The following is a 19,175-nucleotide window of genomic DNA, read 5'->3' on the forward strand; positions in this document are numbered from 1 at the left end:
CGTTGCGGCGGCCAGGATCGAGAGGTTCGTTGCTCATGCGATGTCTCCAGACAGAACCAGGGCATCCACCGCCCATGCACCGGGCCCTGCCAGGGCGATGGCCAGCAATGCCAGCGTCCACAACAACGGATACTCGGCACCGCCGCGCATCCAGAACCAGCCTTTGGGCAGTGCCAGCAGTGCGGTGAAGGCGATGAACACAGCAGCCACGACCGCGGCAATCCGGGCCTGCCAGCCCAGCATCACTGCGGTGCCGGCCACCACCTGCAGCAGCGCCAGCAGCAGTGGCAGCGGGGCCGCCGCAGGCAGGCCGAAGCCACGCAGTTCGCCAGCAAAGCCCGCCAGGCCCGGCCCGTTGAACCAGCCGAACAGTTTTCCCAGCGCGTGCGGCAGCAAGGAATCCTCCCGCTGCCACCCGCAGGATCAGCAAGGCCAGGTCGAGGCCATGGCCATCGCGCACGCTCAGTGCCCGCCTTCCTGGGCGCCGAACATGGTCTTGGCGTACTGGATGCCGACGCCATAGCCGCCGGCATGGTCGCGGGCGATGCCGGTGGTCAGGTCGTAGGTTTCACCGCGCGCCCAGTCCCGCTGCAGTTCCAGCAGGTACTGCACGCTGGTGATCGGCACTGCACCGGCCTGCACCATGCGGGTGATCGCGCGTTCGTGCGCCTCTTCGCTCACATCGCCGCAGGCATCGGTAACCACATAGACCTCAAAGCCCTGCTCCAGTGCGGACAGCGTCGGGCCGACGATGCAGACGCTGGTCCACAGCCCGGCCAGCACCAGCCGACGCTTGCCGATGCGGTTCACCTCATCGATCACCGGCTGGTCTTCCCAGGTGTTCATTGACGTGCGATCGAACACGGCCTGGCCCGGGAAGATCGCCGGCAGCTCCGGAAACATCGGGCCGGAGAACGACTTCTCGGCCACCGTGGTCAGCAGCACCGGCACGTTGAAGCCCTTTGCGCCCTTGCTGATCAACGACACGTTGTTGCGCAGTGCGGAGATGTCGATGGTGTGGGTGGCGAACGCCATCTGCGACTGGTAGTCGATCAGGATCAGGGCGTGGTCGGTGGGTGACAGCAGTGCTTTGGCGGGGGTGGCGGTGGCAAGGCTCATGGGTGGACTCCAGTGGAGGAAACAACAAGGGGACGTGCGAGCGCCGCATCACCGGCCAGATATTGGCCGGGGCTGCAGCCGGTCTCGGCACGGAAGCTGCGGACGAAATGGCTCTGGTCGAAAAAGCCCAGATGCTGGGCCAGGCAGGTCATCGACTGCCCGTGGGTCGCCAGCAGCTGCCGCGCACGTTCAATGCGCCGTCGACGCACGTAACGCAGCGGGCTGGCACCAGTGCCACTGCGGAACAGGCGCACCAGATGGAAACGGCTCACGCAGGCGACCTCGGCCAGTTCGGTGACCCGCAGCGGCTGTGACAGGTGCGCATCGATGTAGCGCAGCGCACGCTGCAGGGCGGCCGACTGCTGGGGCGCCAGCATGGGCATCGGCTCGGCTGGCGGAAGGACGGTAACCATGCTGGGGCGCCGCAGCGGGGGTGGCCCATGGTGCGGTGCCAGCCGTCGGCGCCCTACCCCCAACGGTCGAGGTCAACACTCACCCGATCGGGGGAGGTGACCGTCGCCACCGTCGCCGGCCGAACAGGCGCGCGTCCAGCGAATAGGCGCCCGGCCCCAGCACCAACAGTGCCAACGGCAGCAGCGACCATGGCAGCGCCGCGCCCTGCCAATAGAGCACCGACACCGCCAGCGCAACCGCCACCGGCGTCAACAGGCCGGGCAACAGCAGGCCCGTTGCCGCCAGGCACAGCCACCACGACCCACCTGCAGCAGTGGTTGGCAGCGACAGCGCGCTGGCCACGCACACTCTCAGCCACAACAATCCCAGGCCCGGGCCGCGATCGGGAAACATCACATACAAGCGTTGCATTGCCGGCCTCCATCTTCCATGTCGGCGTGATAGCCGACGCCACTGCATCGCGCCTACCCCATTCGGGTCACCTGCGCCTGCCCTGCACCTGCCAGAATGAACACCATGCGTGGCCACATCATCCCTCTCCCGCGTCGCCTGCCGGCGCTGCTGTCGTGCCTGCTGTTGTCGATCGCCCTGCCCGTGCTCGCTGCACAGCATCCGGTGATCAGCGACGGCATGCCCGGCTACCAGCACACCGCCTGGCGGGTGGGCCAAGGGGCACCCGGCGATATCTGGGACATCGCCCAGGATCGTGAGGGCATGCTGTGGCTGGCGACCGGCTCGGGCCTGTACCGCTTCGACGGTCGCCGTTTCGAACGGCAGACGCCTCCGGCGGGTGCCAGCTTCCCCTCCACCAACATGGTCACGCTCGGCCTCGACGGCGAGGGCGGCGGCCTGTGGATCGGCTATTTCCAGGCCGGCATCAGCCAGTTCTCGCCGCAGCGGCTGCGCAGTTTCGGGCGAGCGCAGGGCGTGCCGGTAGGCGTGGTGCCGCGCTTCGCGCATGACCGCAATGGACGCCTGTGGGCGGCAGTCAACGGTGGCCTGCGCTGGTTCGACGGGCAACGCTGGCAGGCCCCGGCCGCCGATCAAGGCGTGCCACAACGTCGCGTGCAATGGCTGCTGCAGGACAGCCACGGCACCTTCTGGGTACTGGCCGACCTGCGCATCTGGAAGCGCCTGGCGGGAAAGACCGCATTTGAAAACACCGGCATCGCCGTCTCGCAGATGGCGACCCTGGTGGAAAGCCCGCAGGGCGAGATCTGGCTGGCCGACCGCATCCGCGGCACTTCGCCACTGGCCAACGCGCAGGGCTTGCTGCCACCCAACGAGCGTGAAGCGCGGCGCATGCCGGACCTGGTCGCGTCGCGGCTGCAGTTCACCGCCGATGGCGCACTGTGGGCCACGATGAGCCCGCAAGGTGGCGTCGCCCGCGTCACCTTCGATGGCCAGCAGGCCGTGCGCATCGAGCGCTTCGACACACCGCAGGGCCTCACCGCGACCTCGGCGGTGCCGGTCATCGCTGACCGCGAAGGCAACCTGTGGGTCGGCACCAACCTCGGCCTCAACCGCTTCCGCGCCCGCAGCGTGCAGACGCTGGCCGTCGGCCCCAGCGATCCTTACCGCTCGCTGGTAAGCGGCAGCGACGGCCGCGTGTACGGCTATGGCGAAGACCTCAAGCTGTTCGACCTGCAGCGCCCGCTGCTGTCCGAAAGCGCGGCGCAGTTGCAGGCCGCCGCCCAGCGGGCGCCCACACCGGTCTGGCAGTTCGACTGGATCAACCTGGCGCGCACTGTCGGCGGCCACACCACACGTATTCCCCTGCCCCCACCGTTCACCGGTCAGCCCCTGCATGCCCTACTGTTCGCCGACGATGACCAGGCCTGGGTCTGCGCCGGTGAGCAGGCGGTGCTGCACTACGCGGATAACCGCTGGCGACGCGAGACACGGCTGCCCGAGCGGGCCTGTTCATCGCTGGCGCGCGCCAGCGACGGCGCGCTGCTGCTTGGCTATTCCGACGGCACGCTGCGCAGCCTGGATGCCGCATTGATCACCACGTTCGGCGCGGCACAGGGACTGTCGGTCGGCCCGATAACCGCGCTGCTTCAGCATGACGATCTACTGCTGGTTGCCGGTGAGGCGGGCCTGGCCGCGCGCCTGCGCAACGGCCGGTTCCTGCCCGTGCGCACGAACACGACTGGTATCCTTGAAGGCATCACCGGCATGGTCGCCGATGCGCAGGGACGGCTCTGGCTCAACGGCAGCCGCGGCCTGGTGCGGCTCGAAGTCGCCACCCTGCGCAGCGCGCTGCGCGACGGCCAGCCGGTCGCTCCGCGCCTGTTCGATGCTGTCGATGGCATGCCCGGCATTGCCCTGCAGAGCGGCCCCATCCCGACCGCCGTACTGGCCGCCGACGGCCTGCTGTGGCTGGCCACCAACCAGGGCCTGGCGTGGCTGGACACGTTGCAGCCGCACATCAACACCATGGCGCCTGGGGTACGCATCGGTGATGTGCTGTATGGCACCACCCAGGCCCCCTTGCAGGAGGGGCTGCGCCTGCCGGCCGGAACCTCCCAGCTGCAGATCGACTATGTCGCGCTGTCGCTGGCGCGGCCCGAGCGCAATCGCTACCGCTACCGCCTGTCCGGCGTGGACGACGGCTGGCAGGACGCTGGTAGCAGCACGCGCGCGTACTACACCAATCTGGCGCCGGGTCATTACCGTTTCGAGGTGGAGGCTGCCAATGAGGACGGCATCTGGAGCCGCGCGCCAGCCAGCCGCACGTTCCGGATCGCGCCCACGTTCCTGCAGAGCATCTGGTTCAAGTTGTTGTGCGTAGTGCTGGTGCTGGCCGTGCTGATGTTGGCCGTCCGCATCCGCAGCGGCCAGCTCGCGATGCTGTTCCGCGCCCGCCTGCAGGAGCGCAACGGCGAACGAGAACGCATCGCACGCGACCTGCACGACACCCTGCTGCAAGGCAGCCAGGGGCTCATCCTGCGGCTACATGCCATCAGCCAATCGGCACAGACGCCGGAGCCGGTACGCACCCAGTTGGAGGCGGCGATGCAGTTGGCCGAGCAGAATCTTGCCGAAGGCCGGGAACGGGTCAACGCACTGCGTGACGGACCATTTGCCGGTCACGACCTCGCCTCGGCGCTGGCCGATGTGCACGCCGAGTACGCGGGCCAAGGCACCAATCCGCTGCGCCTGACCGTGGAAGGCAGCCCACCGCCCCTGCAGACCGATGCGGCCGAAGAAGTGTTCCTGATCGGACGCGAGGCCATCCGCAATGCGTTGCGGCATGCGCAGGCCCGTGCCATCGAAGTGGAGCTGTCCTACGGCACCCGCTGTTTCCTGCTGCACGTACGCGATGATGGTGTCGGCATTGCCGACGAGAATGCCGGCCGCGGCCATTGGGGCATGCAGGGCATGCGCGAACGCGCACAGCGGCTGGGCGCGGAACTGCAGCTGTGGACCCGTCCGGGACTGGGTACTGAAGTCGCGCTGTCCGTGCCCGCCCGTCGCCTATATCACCGCCGTCCATCGCGCTGGCGCTGGCCCTGGAGCAGACCCACCCATGACTGAATCCCCTCCTCCCATCGGCGTGCTGGTGGTTGATGACCACCCCCTGCTGCGCGATGGACTGGCGGCACTGCTGAGCACGCACGCAGACCTCCGCCTGCTCGGCGAAGCCGCCGATGGCGAAGAGGCGCTTGCCCGTTACCAGCAACTGCAACCGGATGTGGTGCTGATGGACCTGCAGATGCCGCGCATGGACGGCGTTGAAGCGATCGTGCGGATCCGCGCGCTTGATCCACGCGCCCGCATCATCGTGCTGACGACCTACCGTGGCGATGTACGTGCGGTGCGTGCACTGCAGGCCGGGGCCAGCGCGTATCTGTTGAAGGACACGCTCCGCCACGAACTGGTGGACACCATCCGCACCGTGGCCAGCGGCCGCCGCGCCCCAATACCGGCAGAGGTGGCGGCCAGCATCGCCGCGCATGTCGTCGAAGACCGGCTGTCGCCACGCGAAACCGAAGTGCTGCGCCACGTGGCCGGCGGCCTGTCGAACAAGCGCATCGGCGAACGCATGCAGATTTCCGAGCAGACGGTGAAGGCGCACATGAAAAGCCTGATGGACAAGCTGGGCGTCGGCGACCGCACCCACGCGGTAACCCAGGCCCTGCGCCGCGGAATCATCAGCCTGGATGACACCGGCCAAGAGTGAAGGGGGTTCGACCGGGCTGCGCCCGGCACCCGCAGAGGCCGAAGCAACAGCAACAGCCGAAGCAACAGCAACAGCAAAAGCTGGCCTCCTGTGGGATGGCGGGGCGGGTCCGGTTGCGGGGGACGCCGTGAATCCATCCATGGAGGCTCGGTCGCGCCATCCATGGCGCTCACGCCCCCGCAACCGGACCCACCCCGCCTTCGACAATTTCCCGCTGCTGTTGGGCTGCTGTTGGTAGCTGTCGACCTTGGTCGACACGATCCACGCCATGCGTAGATGCTCTTCGATCACTTATCGAAATATTCGATTTCGATGGAGATTCATCCACGCATGAGGTGGATCCATCAGACATCGGAAATCTGTCGAAGGTGGGGCGGTGTCGGATTGCGGGGCATCCGCGCCATGGATGGCGCGGCTGAGCCTACAAGGACGTACTTGCGGCGTCCCCGCAATCCGACACCGCCCCGCCCCCCACGGAATACCCGCTGTTGCTGTTGCTGTTGCTGTTGAGGTTGCCGGCCAGCGGCCGGCACTACAGCAGGTGCAGGGCGCAGCCCTGCCGAACACACCCTCAACGCAGGCGGATCAGCAGGCTGCCACCAGCACAGATCGTTGCCAGCCACGCCACGCCCTGCCATCCCCACTGCGCCAGCGCCAGGCTGCCCAATGCACCGCCGCCGGCCATGCCGATGAACATGCCGGTGAACAGCAGCGCGTTGAGGCGGCTGCGCGCCGGCGGCACCAGACTGTAGACCAGAGTCTGGTGCGCAACCAGCGCCGACTGGAAACCGAAATCGAACAGCAACGCGCTGACCACCAGCAACGGCAGCAGCGCGGCGGCCGGTAGCCATGACTCGGCCAGCAACAGGGCAAAGCCTGCCAGCGCGACGGCAATCGCCAACCGCGCTACCGCAGGGCTGCCCAGGCGATCGGCGAAACGGCCAGCAACCGGCGCAGCCAACGCACCCGCAGCACCGGCAATACCGAATGCACCCGCGGCGGCGCTGCCCAGACCCAGCCGTGCATGCAGCATCAGCGCCAGCGTCGACCAGAACGCGCTGAAGCCCACCGCCAGCAGCGACTGACTGGCCACGGCGCGGCGCAGCTGCGGTTGCTCGCGCCAGAGCGCCAGCAACGAGCCCAACAACGCGGGGTAGCGCAGCGTGCTGGTCGCTGCAAAGTGCGGCAATGCCCGTGCCATCACCGCGCCCATCGCCAACACGGACAGTGCAGCCAGGCCGAACTGCACACGCCAGCCCCAGGCTTCGGCCACCACGCCGCTGACCACGCGCGACAGCAGGATGCCCAGCAGCAAGCCCGTCATCACCCTGCCCACCACCTGCCCGCGCTGCGCATCCGGCGCCAGCACTGCGGCGGCCGGCACGATGTCCTGCGCCAGCGTGGCCATCAGCCCCACCAGCAGGCTGGCAACAAGAAGCCCCGGCAACTGACCGGCCAAGGCGGCCGCACCCAGGGCCAACGCCAGCAGCACCGACTTCAACAGAATCAGGTTGCGCCGGTCGAAGCGGTCGCCCAGCGGAGCCAGCAGCAGGATGCCCAGCGCATAGCCCAGCTGGGTCAGGGTCGGCACCAGGCCCACGGCGCGCTCGCCCGCATCCAGATCCTGCGCGATCAGGCCCAGCATCGGCTGGCTGTAATAGAGCGATGCCACCGAGAAGCCCGCGCCGGCGGCCATGGCCAGCACCAATGACGGGGCGGGCGCGGCGCTGGGCGCAGTGGTGATGGTTGAGATCGAGGGAGTGGCCATGGGGGCATCCGGGAAAGAAGTGGAACGTAGGGTGCCTGTATTCGTAGTACGCCTGTAGTAGGCTCACCTACATACTTGTCATACGCCATGCGCATGAACGAACTTGCCTCGGGCGGCGACCGCCTGGACCTGCTGCGTACTTTCCTGCGTATCGTGGACAGCGGCAGCCTTTCTGCTGCTGCCCTCCAACTGGGCACCACCCAGCCCACCGTCAGCCGTCGGCTTCAAGCCTTGGAGCGACAACTGGGTCTGCGCCTGCTGCAACGGTCTACCCACGGCCTGCTGCTGACCGAGGACGGCCAGCGCTGCCAACGCCATGCACAGCGGGTGGTGGACGAATGGGAAGCGCTGCAGGCCGAGCTGCACGGCCAGGCCCAGATGCTCAGCGGTCGCCTGCGGGTGATGGTGCCGCACGCATTCGGCCAGGCGCAGCTGCTGCCGACCATGCTCGACTTCCTGGCCCGGCATCCGCAGTTGAGCCTGGAGTGGATCCTCGAGGACCGCCGCCCGGACTTCATCGCCGAAGGCATCGACTGCGCGGTGCGGGTCGGCACGGTCGATGAACCGCGCGTGGTCGCCCTGCCGCTGGCCGAAGTACCGCGCATCGTGGTGGCCGCACCGTCGCTGGCCGATGCGGGTTCGATCACCACGCCCAAACAAGCGCAGGCACTGCCGTGGATCTCGCTGGTCACCTACTACCGCGAACGTCTGCTGCTGCACGACGCGCAGGGCCGCGCGCATACGCTGTCGATCACGCCACGCCTGCTGAGTGACAACCTGTTCGTGGTGCAGCAGGCCGCACGCGCCGGCTTGGGTGCGGCGCTGGTTTCAGCCTGGCTGGTGGCCGAAGACCTGGCAGAAGAACGCTTGGTGCAGCTGCTGCCGGACTGGCAGGCACCACCGCTGCCGGTGCATCTGGTGTTCCCCGCTGCGCGACAGCAACCCCTGCGCCTGCGCGCCTTCATCGACGCGATGAAAGCCGCGCTGCCGCAGCTGCATGGCATGCGGCCGGCAGCAAAGTGACAGCCGGGCGGCGCAGGAAGCTGCCGCCTAGTTCAACCTTGCCTTGATCAGCGGTCGCAGCAGGTAGTTCAGCACACTGCGCTTGCCGGTCAGGATATCCACGTCGGCCACCATACCGGGGATGATCGGCAGGACCTCGCCATGCCGCCGCAACTGGCTGCCGTCGGTGCGGATGAGCACCTGGTAGAAGGACTCCTTGCCGCGTGGCGTGTCCTCCTCGATCGTATCGGCGCTGATCTGCTCCACGGTGCCACTGAGCTCGCCATAGATGGTGTAGTCGTACGCCGTGATCTTGACCTTCGCCTGCATGCCCGGGACCAGGAAAGCCACATCGCGCGGCTTGATCCGCGCCTCCACCAACAGCCGCTCCTCCACTGGAATCACCTCCATGATGGGCTCTCCCGGCGGGATGACACCCCCGCGGGTGTTGATCAGCACCGTGTTCACCCGCCCACGCACCGGGGACAGGATCTCGGTGCGCCGCAACTGGTCCTGGCGCTGGTGCACGATGGGCTCCAGCGACGAAAGCTCTGCTTTCAACTTGGACCGTTCGGTATAGGCGTCCTGGAAATAGGTATTGCGCAGCTCGCTGAGCTTTCCGGAGAGCGTAGCGATCTCCTGGGCGAGCTTGAGTTCCTCCATCTGGCTGACCGCGTTGCGCGCCACCAGCGGACGGACGATGCGCAACTGGTCACGGGCGATGGCCAGCTGCTGGCCGATGGCGGCCGAACTCTGCTGCAGTGTGGCGCGACGCGACTGGTAGAGCTCCTGCTCCGATCTTGCAAGCGCGCTGTCACCGGGGATGTCAGCCGGAAATTCGATGGTCCCCTTGCCCAGGACCTCAGCCTCGAGGCGGGCGATGGCCGCGCGCAGCACCTGCGACTGGTTGGCCGACTCTTCGTAGTTGGTGCGGAAGTGGGTTTCTTCCAGCCGCACCAGCGGTTGCCCCACCACCACCAGGTCGCCTTCCTTCACCAGCAACCGGTCGAGGATGCCGCCCTCCAGACTCTGGATCTTCTGCATGCGGCTGAACGGCACAACCCGGCCTTCGCCTCGAGTGACCTGGTCCAACTGGGCCAGCGCCGCCCACAGCACGGCGATCGCCACTGTTGCCAGCAGCACCCACAGCAGCGGGCGGTACACCGGATGGGTGGCCGCCAGCAGCGGGTCGGCCAGGTCTCGGCGCAGCCGTTGCGCATTCCTCCGGCGGTCAGCCATGGTGCCCTCCAGCGACGGCGGCGATCGGCTGTACCTGGTTGCCCTGCACGACCTGATCCAACGGCCCGTCCATGATGATCCTGCCGTCACGCATCACCACGGCCCGTTCCACCAGAGCCAGCATGCTGCGCTTGTGCGTGGTCAGCACCAGCGTGCGCTGACCTAGCCAGCGCTGCAGGAACTGCACGACATGGGTTTCGCTGTGCTGATCGAACGCGGCGGTGGGTTCGTCCAGCAACACGATGGGAGGATCCTGCAGGATCACCCGGGCCAGCCCGATCGCCTGGCGCTGGCCACCGGAGAGACTGCCGTTGCCCAGCACCATCTGATCCAGGCCCAGTGGATTGCCGCGGACGAAGGGGCCGATACCGACTGCGTCCAACGCCTCAAGCAGCTCTTCATCGCGCCAGGCAGCACCTTCCAGATTGAGGTTCTCGCGCAGCGTGCCGTGGAACAGCGCCACATCCTGCGGCAGATAGCCGATGTTGCGTGCACGGTCGCCCGGATCGATCTGCGACAGTGCCACGTCATCGAGCAGCATCCGCCCCTGCTGCGGCGTGACCAATCCCGACAACAAGCGCAACAGGCTGGACTTGCCGGCGCCGTTTCCGCCGAGCAGCGCCACACGCTGCCCCGGCGCGATGGAGAGCCCGTGAACGTCGACCACCCATGCGCCCTCGCCGAACGCAAGCCGCACTTCATGCAACTGGTACGCCCCCTGCAACCTTGGCTTGTGCACGAAGCGCGCGCCCTGTGGCCGTTCCTGTTCAGCACCCATCAACTGGTCCAGCCCCTCCATGGCCACCTTGGTGTGCTGCCAGCGACCGAGCACCGCCGCGACCTGCGACAGCGGCGCGACGGCGCGCGAAGCCAGGATCGAGCAGGCCACCAGTGCACCGACCGTCATCGCACCGTCGTGGATGCGGTACACGCCGAAGGCGACCACGCCGACGTAGCACAGCTGCTGGACCACCGCAGCACCATGACTGATGCTGGCCGTCAACGTACTGGATTTCAGCGCGGTACCGGCCAGTTGCGCGGTAAGGGATTCCCAGTGCTTCAGGCTGCGGCCCTCCGCACGCGTGGCCTTGACCGTCTCCAGGTGCTCGAACGCCTCCAGCAGTATGCTGTTCTTCATCGCGCCCTCGCGCAGGTTCTGCCGCGAAAGCTCACCCAGCCGCCGCTGCGCCAGCAAACCCGGCAACACCATCAGCACACAGGCCACGATCGGTACCCAGACCACATGGCCGCCGATCAGGGCGATCAGCAGCAGGAACACAAAAACGAATGGCAGGTCGCTCAGCAAGGCCGCCGTGGACGAGGTGAAGAAGTCACGCACGCCCTCGAACTCACGCACCTGGGTACTGAACGCGCCCATCGAAGCGGGCTTTGCTGCTACCCGGGTGCCCAGAACGCGGGCGAACAGCAGTGTGCCCAACTGCAGGTCCATGCGCTTGCCCAGCACTTGCAGCAACTGTCCGCGCAGTACCCGCAGCACGCCTTCGATCACCACGGCCACGGCAACACCACTGGCCAGCACCCACAGCGTGTCGAATGCTGCCACGGGTACCACGCGGTCATAGACCTGCATGGCGAAAATGGCCGTGGCGATGGCCAGCAGGTTGGCGACGAACGCGGCAGCACCCACCTCCGCATAGGAGCGCCACAACTGCCGCAACGGTCCATAGAACCAGTGCTGGTCATCACCGGCGGCAAAACTGCCGACCCGCCCGTCAGAGCGGAAGCGGGGCTTGGCAAACACGGCCGTACCGCTGTAGAGCGATTGCAGGGCCGGCAATGCCATCGCCTGCGCCCCGCCGTCGGCCTGCGGTACTTCCACCCGTACCTGGCCGTCTTCCAGGGCAGTCAGCAGAACGGTGTTGCCATTGTTCAACAGCAGCAGTGCCGGCAACAGGTAGTCATCAATATCAACCAGATCGAAAGCCTCGACGCGGGCATTCAGATCAGCGCGGCGCAGCGCACGCGGCACCCGCTGCAACGGCAGGCGCCCCTGTTCCAGGGCGATGCCATCGACCAGTTCGGCGGCACCGAGCGGTCGTCCGAGCCGCGCGCACAGCAGCAACAGGCCATCCTGCAGTGGGTCGCGTGGCAGGTTGCTGCTGCCACCGGCCACTTCAATGCGCGGCGTCTGCATGGGTCCTCCCTCCTAGCAGTTCGCCAAGCTGCCCGACCTGGGCCGCCGCGCGGTAATCGATGCGGATACGCTCCATGCGCAGCGTAGCCAGCTGCCGTTCGGCCTCCATCCGCTCACGCTGTACGCTGAGCAGATCGATGATGTCGCGACGCCCGACCTGGAATTGATCGTGGTAAAGGGTTCCAACCCGGCTGGACTCATCCACCTGCTGCTGCAATGCCTGTTCACGCAGCACCAGCGCATCGCCGTTGTCGAACAGCGTGCGCATCTTGCGGCGCAGGTCGCGACGGGTGGCGTCGGCCGACCAGCGCGCAGCTTCCAGGCGCTGCCGTGCCGCCGCCGGGCGCTGGAAATTGCTGAGTCCTCTCACCACGTCCATCCGCAGCCGCAGCGAGACCACCGAGTCGTTTTCCATCTGGCCACCGATCTCCCGGCGCAGCGCCGACGCCTCGACATTCAACTGCGGCTTCAGCGCGGCGCGCGATTCCGCCAGTTCGGCCTCGGCTGCGGCCGCGTCCTCGCTGGACTCGCGCAGCAGTGGCGCCGCATCGATCGCCGCTTCCAGTTCCTGCTGCCAGGGGCGAGCGTCCGCCGACAGCACCGGCACCTGCAGCTGCCCCGGGGTCTGCCCCAGCAGCAACGCAAGCTGGTTGTCGGCATCGCGCAGTGCGCCTTCTTCCAGCGCGAGCTGGTCCTGGCCACGCGCGAATTCCAGTTGGGCCCTGTCCAGCTCGGTGCGATCGGCATAGCCGCTGCCGCTGCGATCCCGGGCCATGCCACGCACGCCCTCGATGCGCTGCAGGAAGTCGCGCACTGCCGCCACCCGCTCACGCGCGACCAGCACATCCAGATACGTTTCAATGATGTCCAGTGCCGCATCGTCGCGGGCAACCTCCAGCGCGGCCAGATAGCGCCGCTCGGTCGCCGATGCTGCAGCCACCTGGCTACGGGTGCGTCCCCAGTCGAACAGCATCTGCGACAACGTCACGTCATACACCATTTCAGACATGTGCCCCGCCTGCGGCCCGCCCGACACCTGCAGGGCAGGAAAGTAGCCGCCACGCGCGATCTTCACATCGGTCCCGGCCCGCTCGGCTTCGCTCAGCGCCGCGCGGACCCTGGGATGAATCGCCAGCCCCGCCTGTACCGCCTGCTCTACGCTCATTGCACAGGTTCCTGCGGGAACTCCCGCCAGCAGGAGGAGCGCGAACGCTCCTCCCACCCACCGCCTCCCACACGGGCGTTGCTGCATCAGGCCACCACCTGCACCGTGTTGTCTTCAACCAGCAGCGTGGTGCTGCCAAAGGTGTACACGTCGTAGGTGATGCCGTTGATGAGCTGCGTGGTACCCGTGTCCACCGCGCCAACCACGTTCAGGGTGTCATTGCTCTCGCCGGTGATCTGCAGCGTGTTGTTGCCATCGGTGATGGCATCCATCTCCGCAGCCGTCAGGGTCAGCACGCTGCCCGAGTCGCCCGTGCCCAGATCGACGCGCTCGATGTTGCTGAGTGTGCCGACGCCGACCGCGTTGTAGTCCAGGTCGATGCCGTTGGCCAGCAGCAACGTGTCGAACCCGTCGCCGCCGTCGATGCTGACGAAGTTGGTCGCGGTGATCTGGACCGTGTCATTGCCGGTGCCCGCCACCACATGGTCACCGGTACCCACGTTGAAGATCAGGTCACTGCCGTCGCTGCCGTTGATGTGCTCCGAACTGCCGTCGGCACCGGACAGTACATCGTCGCCGGAGGTACCGTTGACGTCGATTTCGCCGATGTTCAGCGACAGCCCGTTCGGGCTGAGGGTAATGCCATAGGCGGCGCTGTCGTTGCCATTGGTGTCGGTGGACACCACGTTGAACGAGATCTGCGAGCCGAGGTTGAGGATGTCGGTGATGTTCAACCCAAGCTGGGTCAGCACGCTGGGGCTGAGCAGGTTCAACGAGAAGTTCCCGCTCGCGTCGGCCTGGATCGGCAGCAGCTCCACATTCAACGCCGGCGTGATCACGCGGATAACCACGCTGGAGTTGGGCTCGGTGGTTCCGCTGAGGCCGAACCGCGGGTCGAGCGGGTTGAGGCTGACATCAACACCGAAGTTGCCGATCGTGACCGGCTGCTCGATGCTGGTACCCACGCCGATGCTGGCGACATTGCTCGGGTTGCCGGCTGGATCGCGGCCGACCACGCCGACCTGGGCATTCAGCAACTGGTCCCAACCGAAGTCGATGTCCAGGTCGGTCAGCAGATTGAGCGACGCCAGCCCGCTGTTGTCGGCGGTAACCGTAGCGGTTGCGGTCACCCCGCCCACATTCACGGTGACGGTAAGCTCGGTACCGGGCTCCGCGGAGATGGTCAGCAGGTTGCCCACCAGCGACAGCACAGGTGTGGCCGGCGGTACGGTGTCGATGTTGAACGCCACCGGCGCGGATGCGGCACCGCCGTTGATATCGGCCGTGATCGTCGAGGCTCCTTCCGGGAACGGCCCTTGGCCGCCGGGCGGGGTCAAGGTCAGGGTCACCGTTCCCGCCGCGATATCACCTGCTGTCAGGGTATGGCTGACCTCGGCCTCGTAACCGTTCTGTCCGGCGAACTTCACCGTCACGACCTGCCCGACCTGCATCGTCGGGCGGACCGTGACATCCACCTGGATACCGTCGCCGATTTCAGCGGCGTTGATCCAGGTGTCGACCGACTCCGGCACGCTGATGGCCGGCGGTGCGAGGTCCGGCGCATTGATCGTTGCCGGGCCACTGATATTGCCCGCAGCATCCACCGCGACGCCGACGATCAGCTCGCCCGTGACCAACGCTGGCGAGAACGGCAGTGTGAAGTTGCCGCTGCCGTCGACGTTCACCGTGATCGCGTTGGCGGTGTCGCCATTCACAACGATGCGTACCTGGCTGTTGGGTTCGGCCGTGCCGGTCAGCAGTGCGCCGTCGGCGCTGATGCTCAGCAGCGGTGCCGTTGGCGCCACCGTGTCAACCGTGGTGCTGGCTGGACCGCTGGTGTTGCCGGCCGGGTCCTGCGCCACCGCATTGATCACCGTGCCATCGGCCAGCGGCGTGCCCGGCGTGAAGCTCCAATTGCCGCTGCCGTCGGCGGTGGCCTGACCAATCGGGTTACCGCCGCCGTCAGTGAGGATCACGGTTGCACCCGCTTCGGCGGTACCGCTGATCACCGTACCGTTGCTCGGGGCGATCACCGGCGTAGCTGGCGCCAGCGCGTCGACCGTGGTGCTGGCCGGGCCACTGGTGTTGCCGGCCGGGTCCTGCGCCACCGCATTGATCACCGTGCCATCGGCCAGCGGCGTGCCCGGCGTGAAGCTCCAATTGCCGCTGCCGTCGGCGGTGACCTGCCCGATCGGGTTGCCGCCGCCGTCGGTGAGGATCACGGTTGCACCCGCTTCGGCGGTGCCACTGATCTCTGCCCCGTTGCTCGGGTCGATCACCGGCGCGGCCGGCGCAACCGAATCCACCGTGGTGCTGACCGGGCCACTGGTATTACCGGCCGGATCCTGGGCCACCGCGTTGATCACCGTGCCATCGGCCAGCGGCGTGCCTGGGCTGAAGCTCCAGTTGCCGCTGCCGTCGGCCGTCACCTGCCCGATTGGGTTGCCGCCGCCGTCGGTCAGAATCACGGTGGCACCCGCTTCGGCGGTACCGCTGATCTCTGCCCCGTTGCTCGGGTCGATCACCGGCGCGGCCGGCGCAACCGAATCCACCGTGGTGCTGACCGGGCCGCTGGTGTTGCCGGCCAGGTCCTGCGCCACCGCATTGATCACCGTGCCATCGGCCAGCGGCGTGCCCGGCGTGAAGCTCCAGTTGCCGCTGCCGTCGGCGGTGGCCTGACCAATCGGGTTACCGCCGCCGTCAATGAGGATCACGGTTGCACCCGCTTCGGCGGTACCGCTGATCACCGTACCGTTGCTCGGGGCGATCACCGGCGTAGCTGGCGCCAGCGCGTCGACCGTGGTGCTGGCCGGGCCACTGGTGTTGCCGGCCGGGTCCTGCGCCACGGCATTGATCACCGTGCCATCGGCCAGCGGCGTGCCCGGCGTGAAGCTCCAATTGCCGCTGCCGTCGGCGGTGACCTGCCCGATCGGGTTGCCGCCGCCGTCGGTGAGGATCACGGTTGCACCCGCTTCGGCGGTGCCACTGATCTCTGCCCCGTTGCTCGGGTCGATCACCGGCGCCGCCGGCGCCAGACCGTCGACCGTGATCACCGCCGGCGCACTGTCAGTGCCGCCAGGGCTGCGGGCCACCACATTGACCAACGTGCCGTCCGGCAGCGGTACTCCGGGGGTGAACGACCAGTTGCCGCTGCCGTCGGCGGTGACCTGCCCGATCGGGTTGCCACCGCCGTCGGTAATGATGATTGTGTTGCCGGCGTCGGCGGTGCCACTGATGACCGAGCCATTGCTCGGGTCGACCTGCGGGATCGACGGCAACGACGCATCGACCGTGGTGCTGCCGGGAGGGCTGGTATTGCCGGCCGCATCGGTCGCAGTGGCATTCACCACCGTGCCGTTGGCCAGTTGTACCGCTGGAGTGAACGTCCAGTTGCCACTGCCATCGGCAATGACCTGGCCGATCGGGTTGCCGCTGCCATCAGTCAAGGTGACGCTGCTGTTCGCCTCGGCGGTACCAGCAAGCACATTGCCGTTGCTCGGATTGACCACCGGCGCCGCTGGGGCAAGGGAATCTACTGTGGTGGTGGCCTGCGGACCGATGTTGCCCGCCGCGTCCTGGACCACCGCGTTGACCACCGTGCCGTTGGCAAGCGGAGTCGCAGGTGTAAACGACCAGTTGCCGCTGCCATCGGCGACGACCTGACCGATCGGATTGCCGCCGCCGTCAGTCAGGATCACGGTTGCACCCGCTTCAGCGGTGCCGCTGATGGTCACGCCATTGCTGGGATCAACCACCGGTGCAGCGGGTGCCATGGCGTCCACCGTTGTGGCAGCCTGCGGGCCGGTGTTGCCGGTAGGATCGGTCGCCGTAGCGACGATCACCGTGCCATTGGCCAGCGGCGTGCCCGGGGTGAAGCTCCAGTTGCCACTGCCATCGGCAGTGACCTGGCCGATCGGATTGCCACTGCCATCGGTCAGGGTCACGGTCGCGCCGGCCTCGGCGGTACCGCTGATCACCGAGCCATTGCTCGCATTGAGCACCGGCGCGGCAGGCGCACTGGCGTCGACCGTGACGGTGGCTGCCGGACTGCTGTTGCCGGCGGCATCCTCGGCCACCACGTTGACCACGGTGCCGTCAGCCAATGGCGTGCCTGGCGTGAAGCTCCAGTTGCCACTGCCATCGGCGATGACCTGGCCGATCGGATTGCCGCTGCCGTCGGTCAGGGTCACGGTGCTGCCCGGTTCGGCAGTGCCGCTCAGGCTGCTGCCGTTGCTCAGGTCGACGGTAGGCACGGCCGGCGGCACCGCATCCACGGTCGCGCTGCCCGGCCCGCTGGTGTTGCCGGCCGCATCGGTCGCAGTGGCATTGACCACCGTGCCATCGGCCAACGGCGTGCCCGGCGTGAAGCTCCAGTTGCCACTGCCATCGGCGACGACCTGGCCGATCGGGTTACCACTGCCGTCGATCAGGGTCACGGTTGCGCCGGCTTCGGCCGTACCGCTGATGGTTACGCCGTTGCTCGGGTCGACCACCGGCGCAGCGGGCGCCACGGCGTCCACGGTGGTCGAGGCCGTCGGGCTGTTGTTGCCCGCGCTGTCCTGGGCAATCGCGTTCACAACAGTGCCATCGGGCAGCGGCGTGGGCGGCGTGAAGCTCCAGTCGCCATTGGCATCGGCCACGGTCTGGCCGATCGGATTGCCATCGCCGTCTGTCAGCACGATGGTCAGCCCGGCGCCAGCCGTGCCGGAAATGACGCTGCCATTGCTGGCATCCAGCAGCGGGGCATCCGGATAGTCCGGCGCCTGCACCAACACCGGCGGACTGCTGTTGCCGGCCGGGTCGGTAACCACCACGCTGACGGTTTCACCATTGGTCAGCGACGGATCCAGCGGAAGCGTGAACTGGCCATCACTGCCCACCACACCGGTGATGTCCGGTTGACCATCGCCGTTGGTATCCACACCCACAGTCGCGCCGGGTTCGCCATTGCCACTCACGCTGCTGCCGTCGTCGGCCACCACCACGTTGGTGGCAGCGGCAGGCGGCGTGGAATCCGGTGCGGTCACCTGCCCCGGTCCGCTCACGTTGCCAGCCGCATCGGCCAAGGTTACGGTGATCTGTTCGCCGTTGGTCAGCGGCGGCGACAGCGTGATGCTGAAGCGGCCGTCGGCGCCCACGGTGCCGGTTGCATCCGGTCGTCCGTCGCCGTTGCTGTCCACTCGCACGGTAGCGCCCGCTTCGCCGCGGCCGGTCAAGGTACGGCCATCGGCACTGACCGCCAGCGCGGTCGGGGTGGAAGGTGCAGTGGTATCCGGCGGCGTTGGCGCCGGCGGCGGGGGTGACGTTCCGCCACCGCCGCCATCACCGCCGCCATCACCGCCGCTGCTGGCCAGCGCGACCGCCGCACCCACTGCCGCAAGCCCGCCCAGGATCATCGCGCCACTGACACCACCGCCGGTCGTGGCAGCGCCGGCAGCGGTCATTGAATCGAATCCGGCCGGGGTGTCCTGCGGCAGGTAGCTCGCGGCCAGCGGGCCGTCACTGGCTGCTGCCGGAAGGTCAACCGCGACGAGCTTTTCCTCGTCGACCAGGAACAGTTGGCTCGGGGCCTGCCCATCGACATGGAAATTTGCGATGCGCACGCTCTCGCCGCTCTTGAGCTGGACCACCAGATCCTGGCCATCCTTTACGTAGCCGGCGACTTGATCCGGATCGATGTTCAGTGCGACGTCACTGCTCTGTCGAAGCACCACTACGTTGTTGGCAACAGTGGTGGCCGGGGTATCGGCGGAGATGGTTTCACTGACCGGAACAACCTTGACGCGAATAGCCATTGGACGGTCCTCTGATCGATGGGGGACACCGCCATGCGCAGAACAACGACACGCACAGCGATGGCGCTGGCACGGCAGTTCGAAGAATGTCTGGATGAAGCCATCCACAGCCTGCGCAGAGCGCGGCTGGGTAAACGAAGCTTCGGGAACGGACGCAACCGGATGCAGCGACGTGTGCGTCCGGCAATGCCACTAAGGCGGATTACGATCTGGGCGCGTGGTCCACATGCATGTACGACAATCCTCTTGTCTGGAATCGCCAACGCGCGCGTGTGAACGCCGTCAGGGCCGTCGGACGTCGACCATCATTTCCCCCGCCCGATGGAGGCGAT

The 19,175-nt window shown here is 67.2% G+C and carries 11 protein-coding genes and 1 pseudogene; 3 read left to right on the forward strand and 9 right to left on the reverse strand.

Going from position 1 to position 19,175, the window contains the following annotated elements:
* Positions 1-33 precede the first annotated feature (33 nt).
* From ACEF39_RS11940 to ACEF39_RS11955, 4 genes and pseudogenes are all read right to left on the reverse strand, one after another.
* Positions 34-460, reverse strand: a pseudogene (locus tag ACEF39_RS11940) (DoxX family protein).
* Positions 461-462: 2 nt separating this feature from the next.
* On the reverse strand, positions 463-1,119 hold the full coding sequence (locus ACEF39_RS11945; RefSeq protein ID WP_500285194.1) for a hydrolase: 657 nt from the start codon (positions 1,117-1,119) through the stop codon (positions 463-465).
* Complete coding sequence (locus ACEF39_RS11950; protein ID WP_500285195.1) at positions 1,116-1,496, reverse strand: helix-turn-helix transcriptional regulator; 381 nt, start codon at positions 1,494-1,496, stop codon at positions 1,116-1,118. Before ACEF39_RS11950 ends, ACEF39_RS11945 begins: the two co-directional genes overlap by 4 nt.
* 115 nt (positions 1,497-1,611) lie before the next feature.
* On the reverse strand, positions 1,612-1,944 hold the full coding sequence (locus ACEF39_RS11955) for a hypothetical protein (protein ID WP_500285196.1): 333 nt from the start codon (positions 1,942-1,944) through the stop codon (positions 1,612-1,614).
* 96 nt (positions 1,945-2,040) lie between these two features.
* Here ACEF39_RS11955 and ACEF39_RS11960 point away from each other — a divergent pair, with 96 nt between their 5' ends.
* Together ACEF39_RS11960 and ACEF39_RS11965 are read left to right on the forward strand one after the other, a co-directional pair.
* Positions 2,041-5,073, forward strand: coding sequence for a sensor histidine kinase (locus ACEF39_RS11960; RefSeq protein ID WP_500285197.1), 3,033 nt, complete (start codon positions 2,041-2,043; stop codon positions 5,071-5,073).
* Positions 5,066-5,719, forward strand: coding sequence for a response regulator (locus tag ACEF39_RS11965; protein WP_500285198.1), 654 nt, complete (start codon positions 5,066-5,068; stop codon positions 5,717-5,719). Before ACEF39_RS11960 ends, ACEF39_RS11965 begins: the two co-directional genes overlap by 8 nt.
* A gap of 571 nt (positions 5,720-6,290) precedes the next feature.
* Here ACEF39_RS11965 and ACEF39_RS11970 read toward each other — a convergent pair.
* The gene (locus tag ACEF39_RS11970; RefSeq protein WP_500285199.1) at positions 6,291-7,487 is read right to left on the reverse strand and encodes an MFS transporter; all 1,197 of its coding nucleotides are present in this window, start codon (positions 7,485-7,487) and stop codon (positions 6,291-6,293) included.
* Positions 7,488-7,580: 93 nt separating this feature from the next.
* Between ACEF39_RS11970 and ACEF39_RS11975 the strand changes: the two genes are divergently transcribed.
* A complete protein-coding gene (locus ACEF39_RS11975) occupies positions 7,581-8,510 on the forward strand; it encodes a LysR family transcriptional regulator (RefSeq protein WP_500285200.1) in 930 nt (309 codons plus the stop codon).
* Between the two features lie 27 nt (positions 8,511-8,537).
* Here ACEF39_RS11975 and ACEF39_RS11980 read toward each other — a convergent pair whose 3' ends face one another.
* The 4 genes from ACEF39_RS11980 to ACEF39_RS11995 all read right to left on the reverse strand — a co-directional run bounded on the left by ACEF39_RS11980 (position 8,538) and on the right by ACEF39_RS11995 (position 18,843).
* Positions 8,538-9,728 (reverse strand): beta-barrel domain-containing protein, encoded by a 1,191-nt coding sequence (locus ACEF39_RS11980; RefSeq protein WP_500285201.1) that lies wholly within the window; start codon positions 9,726-9,728, stop codon positions 8,538-8,540.
* Positions 9,721-11,883, reverse strand: a complete 2,163-nt coding sequence (locus ACEF39_RS11985) for a type I secretion system permease/ATPase (RefSeq protein WP_500285202.1) — start codon at positions 11,881-11,883, stop codon at positions 9,721-9,723. Before ACEF39_RS11985 ends, ACEF39_RS11980 begins: the two co-directional genes overlap by 8 nt.
* Positions 11,864-13,048 (reverse strand): TolC family protein, encoded by a 1,185-nt coding sequence (locus tag ACEF39_RS11990; protein WP_500285203.1) that lies wholly within the window; start codon positions 13,046-13,048, stop codon positions 11,864-11,866. The genes ACEF39_RS11985 and ACEF39_RS11990 overlap by 20 nt, the downstream gene beginning before the upstream one ends.
* Before the next feature lie 86 nt (positions 13,049-13,134).
* Positions 13,135-18,843, reverse strand: a complete 5,709-nt coding sequence (locus ACEF39_RS11995; protein WP_500285204.1) for an Ig-like domain-containing protein — start codon at positions 18,841-18,843, stop codon at positions 13,135-13,137.
* Between the last annotated feature and the right edge of the window lie 332 nt (positions 18,844-19,175).

It is taken from the genome of Stenotrophomonas indicatrix (genome assembly GCA_041545745.1).
In the GTDB taxonomy this organism is placed as follows: domain Bacteria; phylum Pseudomonadota; class Gammaproteobacteria; order Xanthomonadales; family Xanthomonadaceae; genus Stenotrophomonas; species Stenotrophomonas indicatrix_A.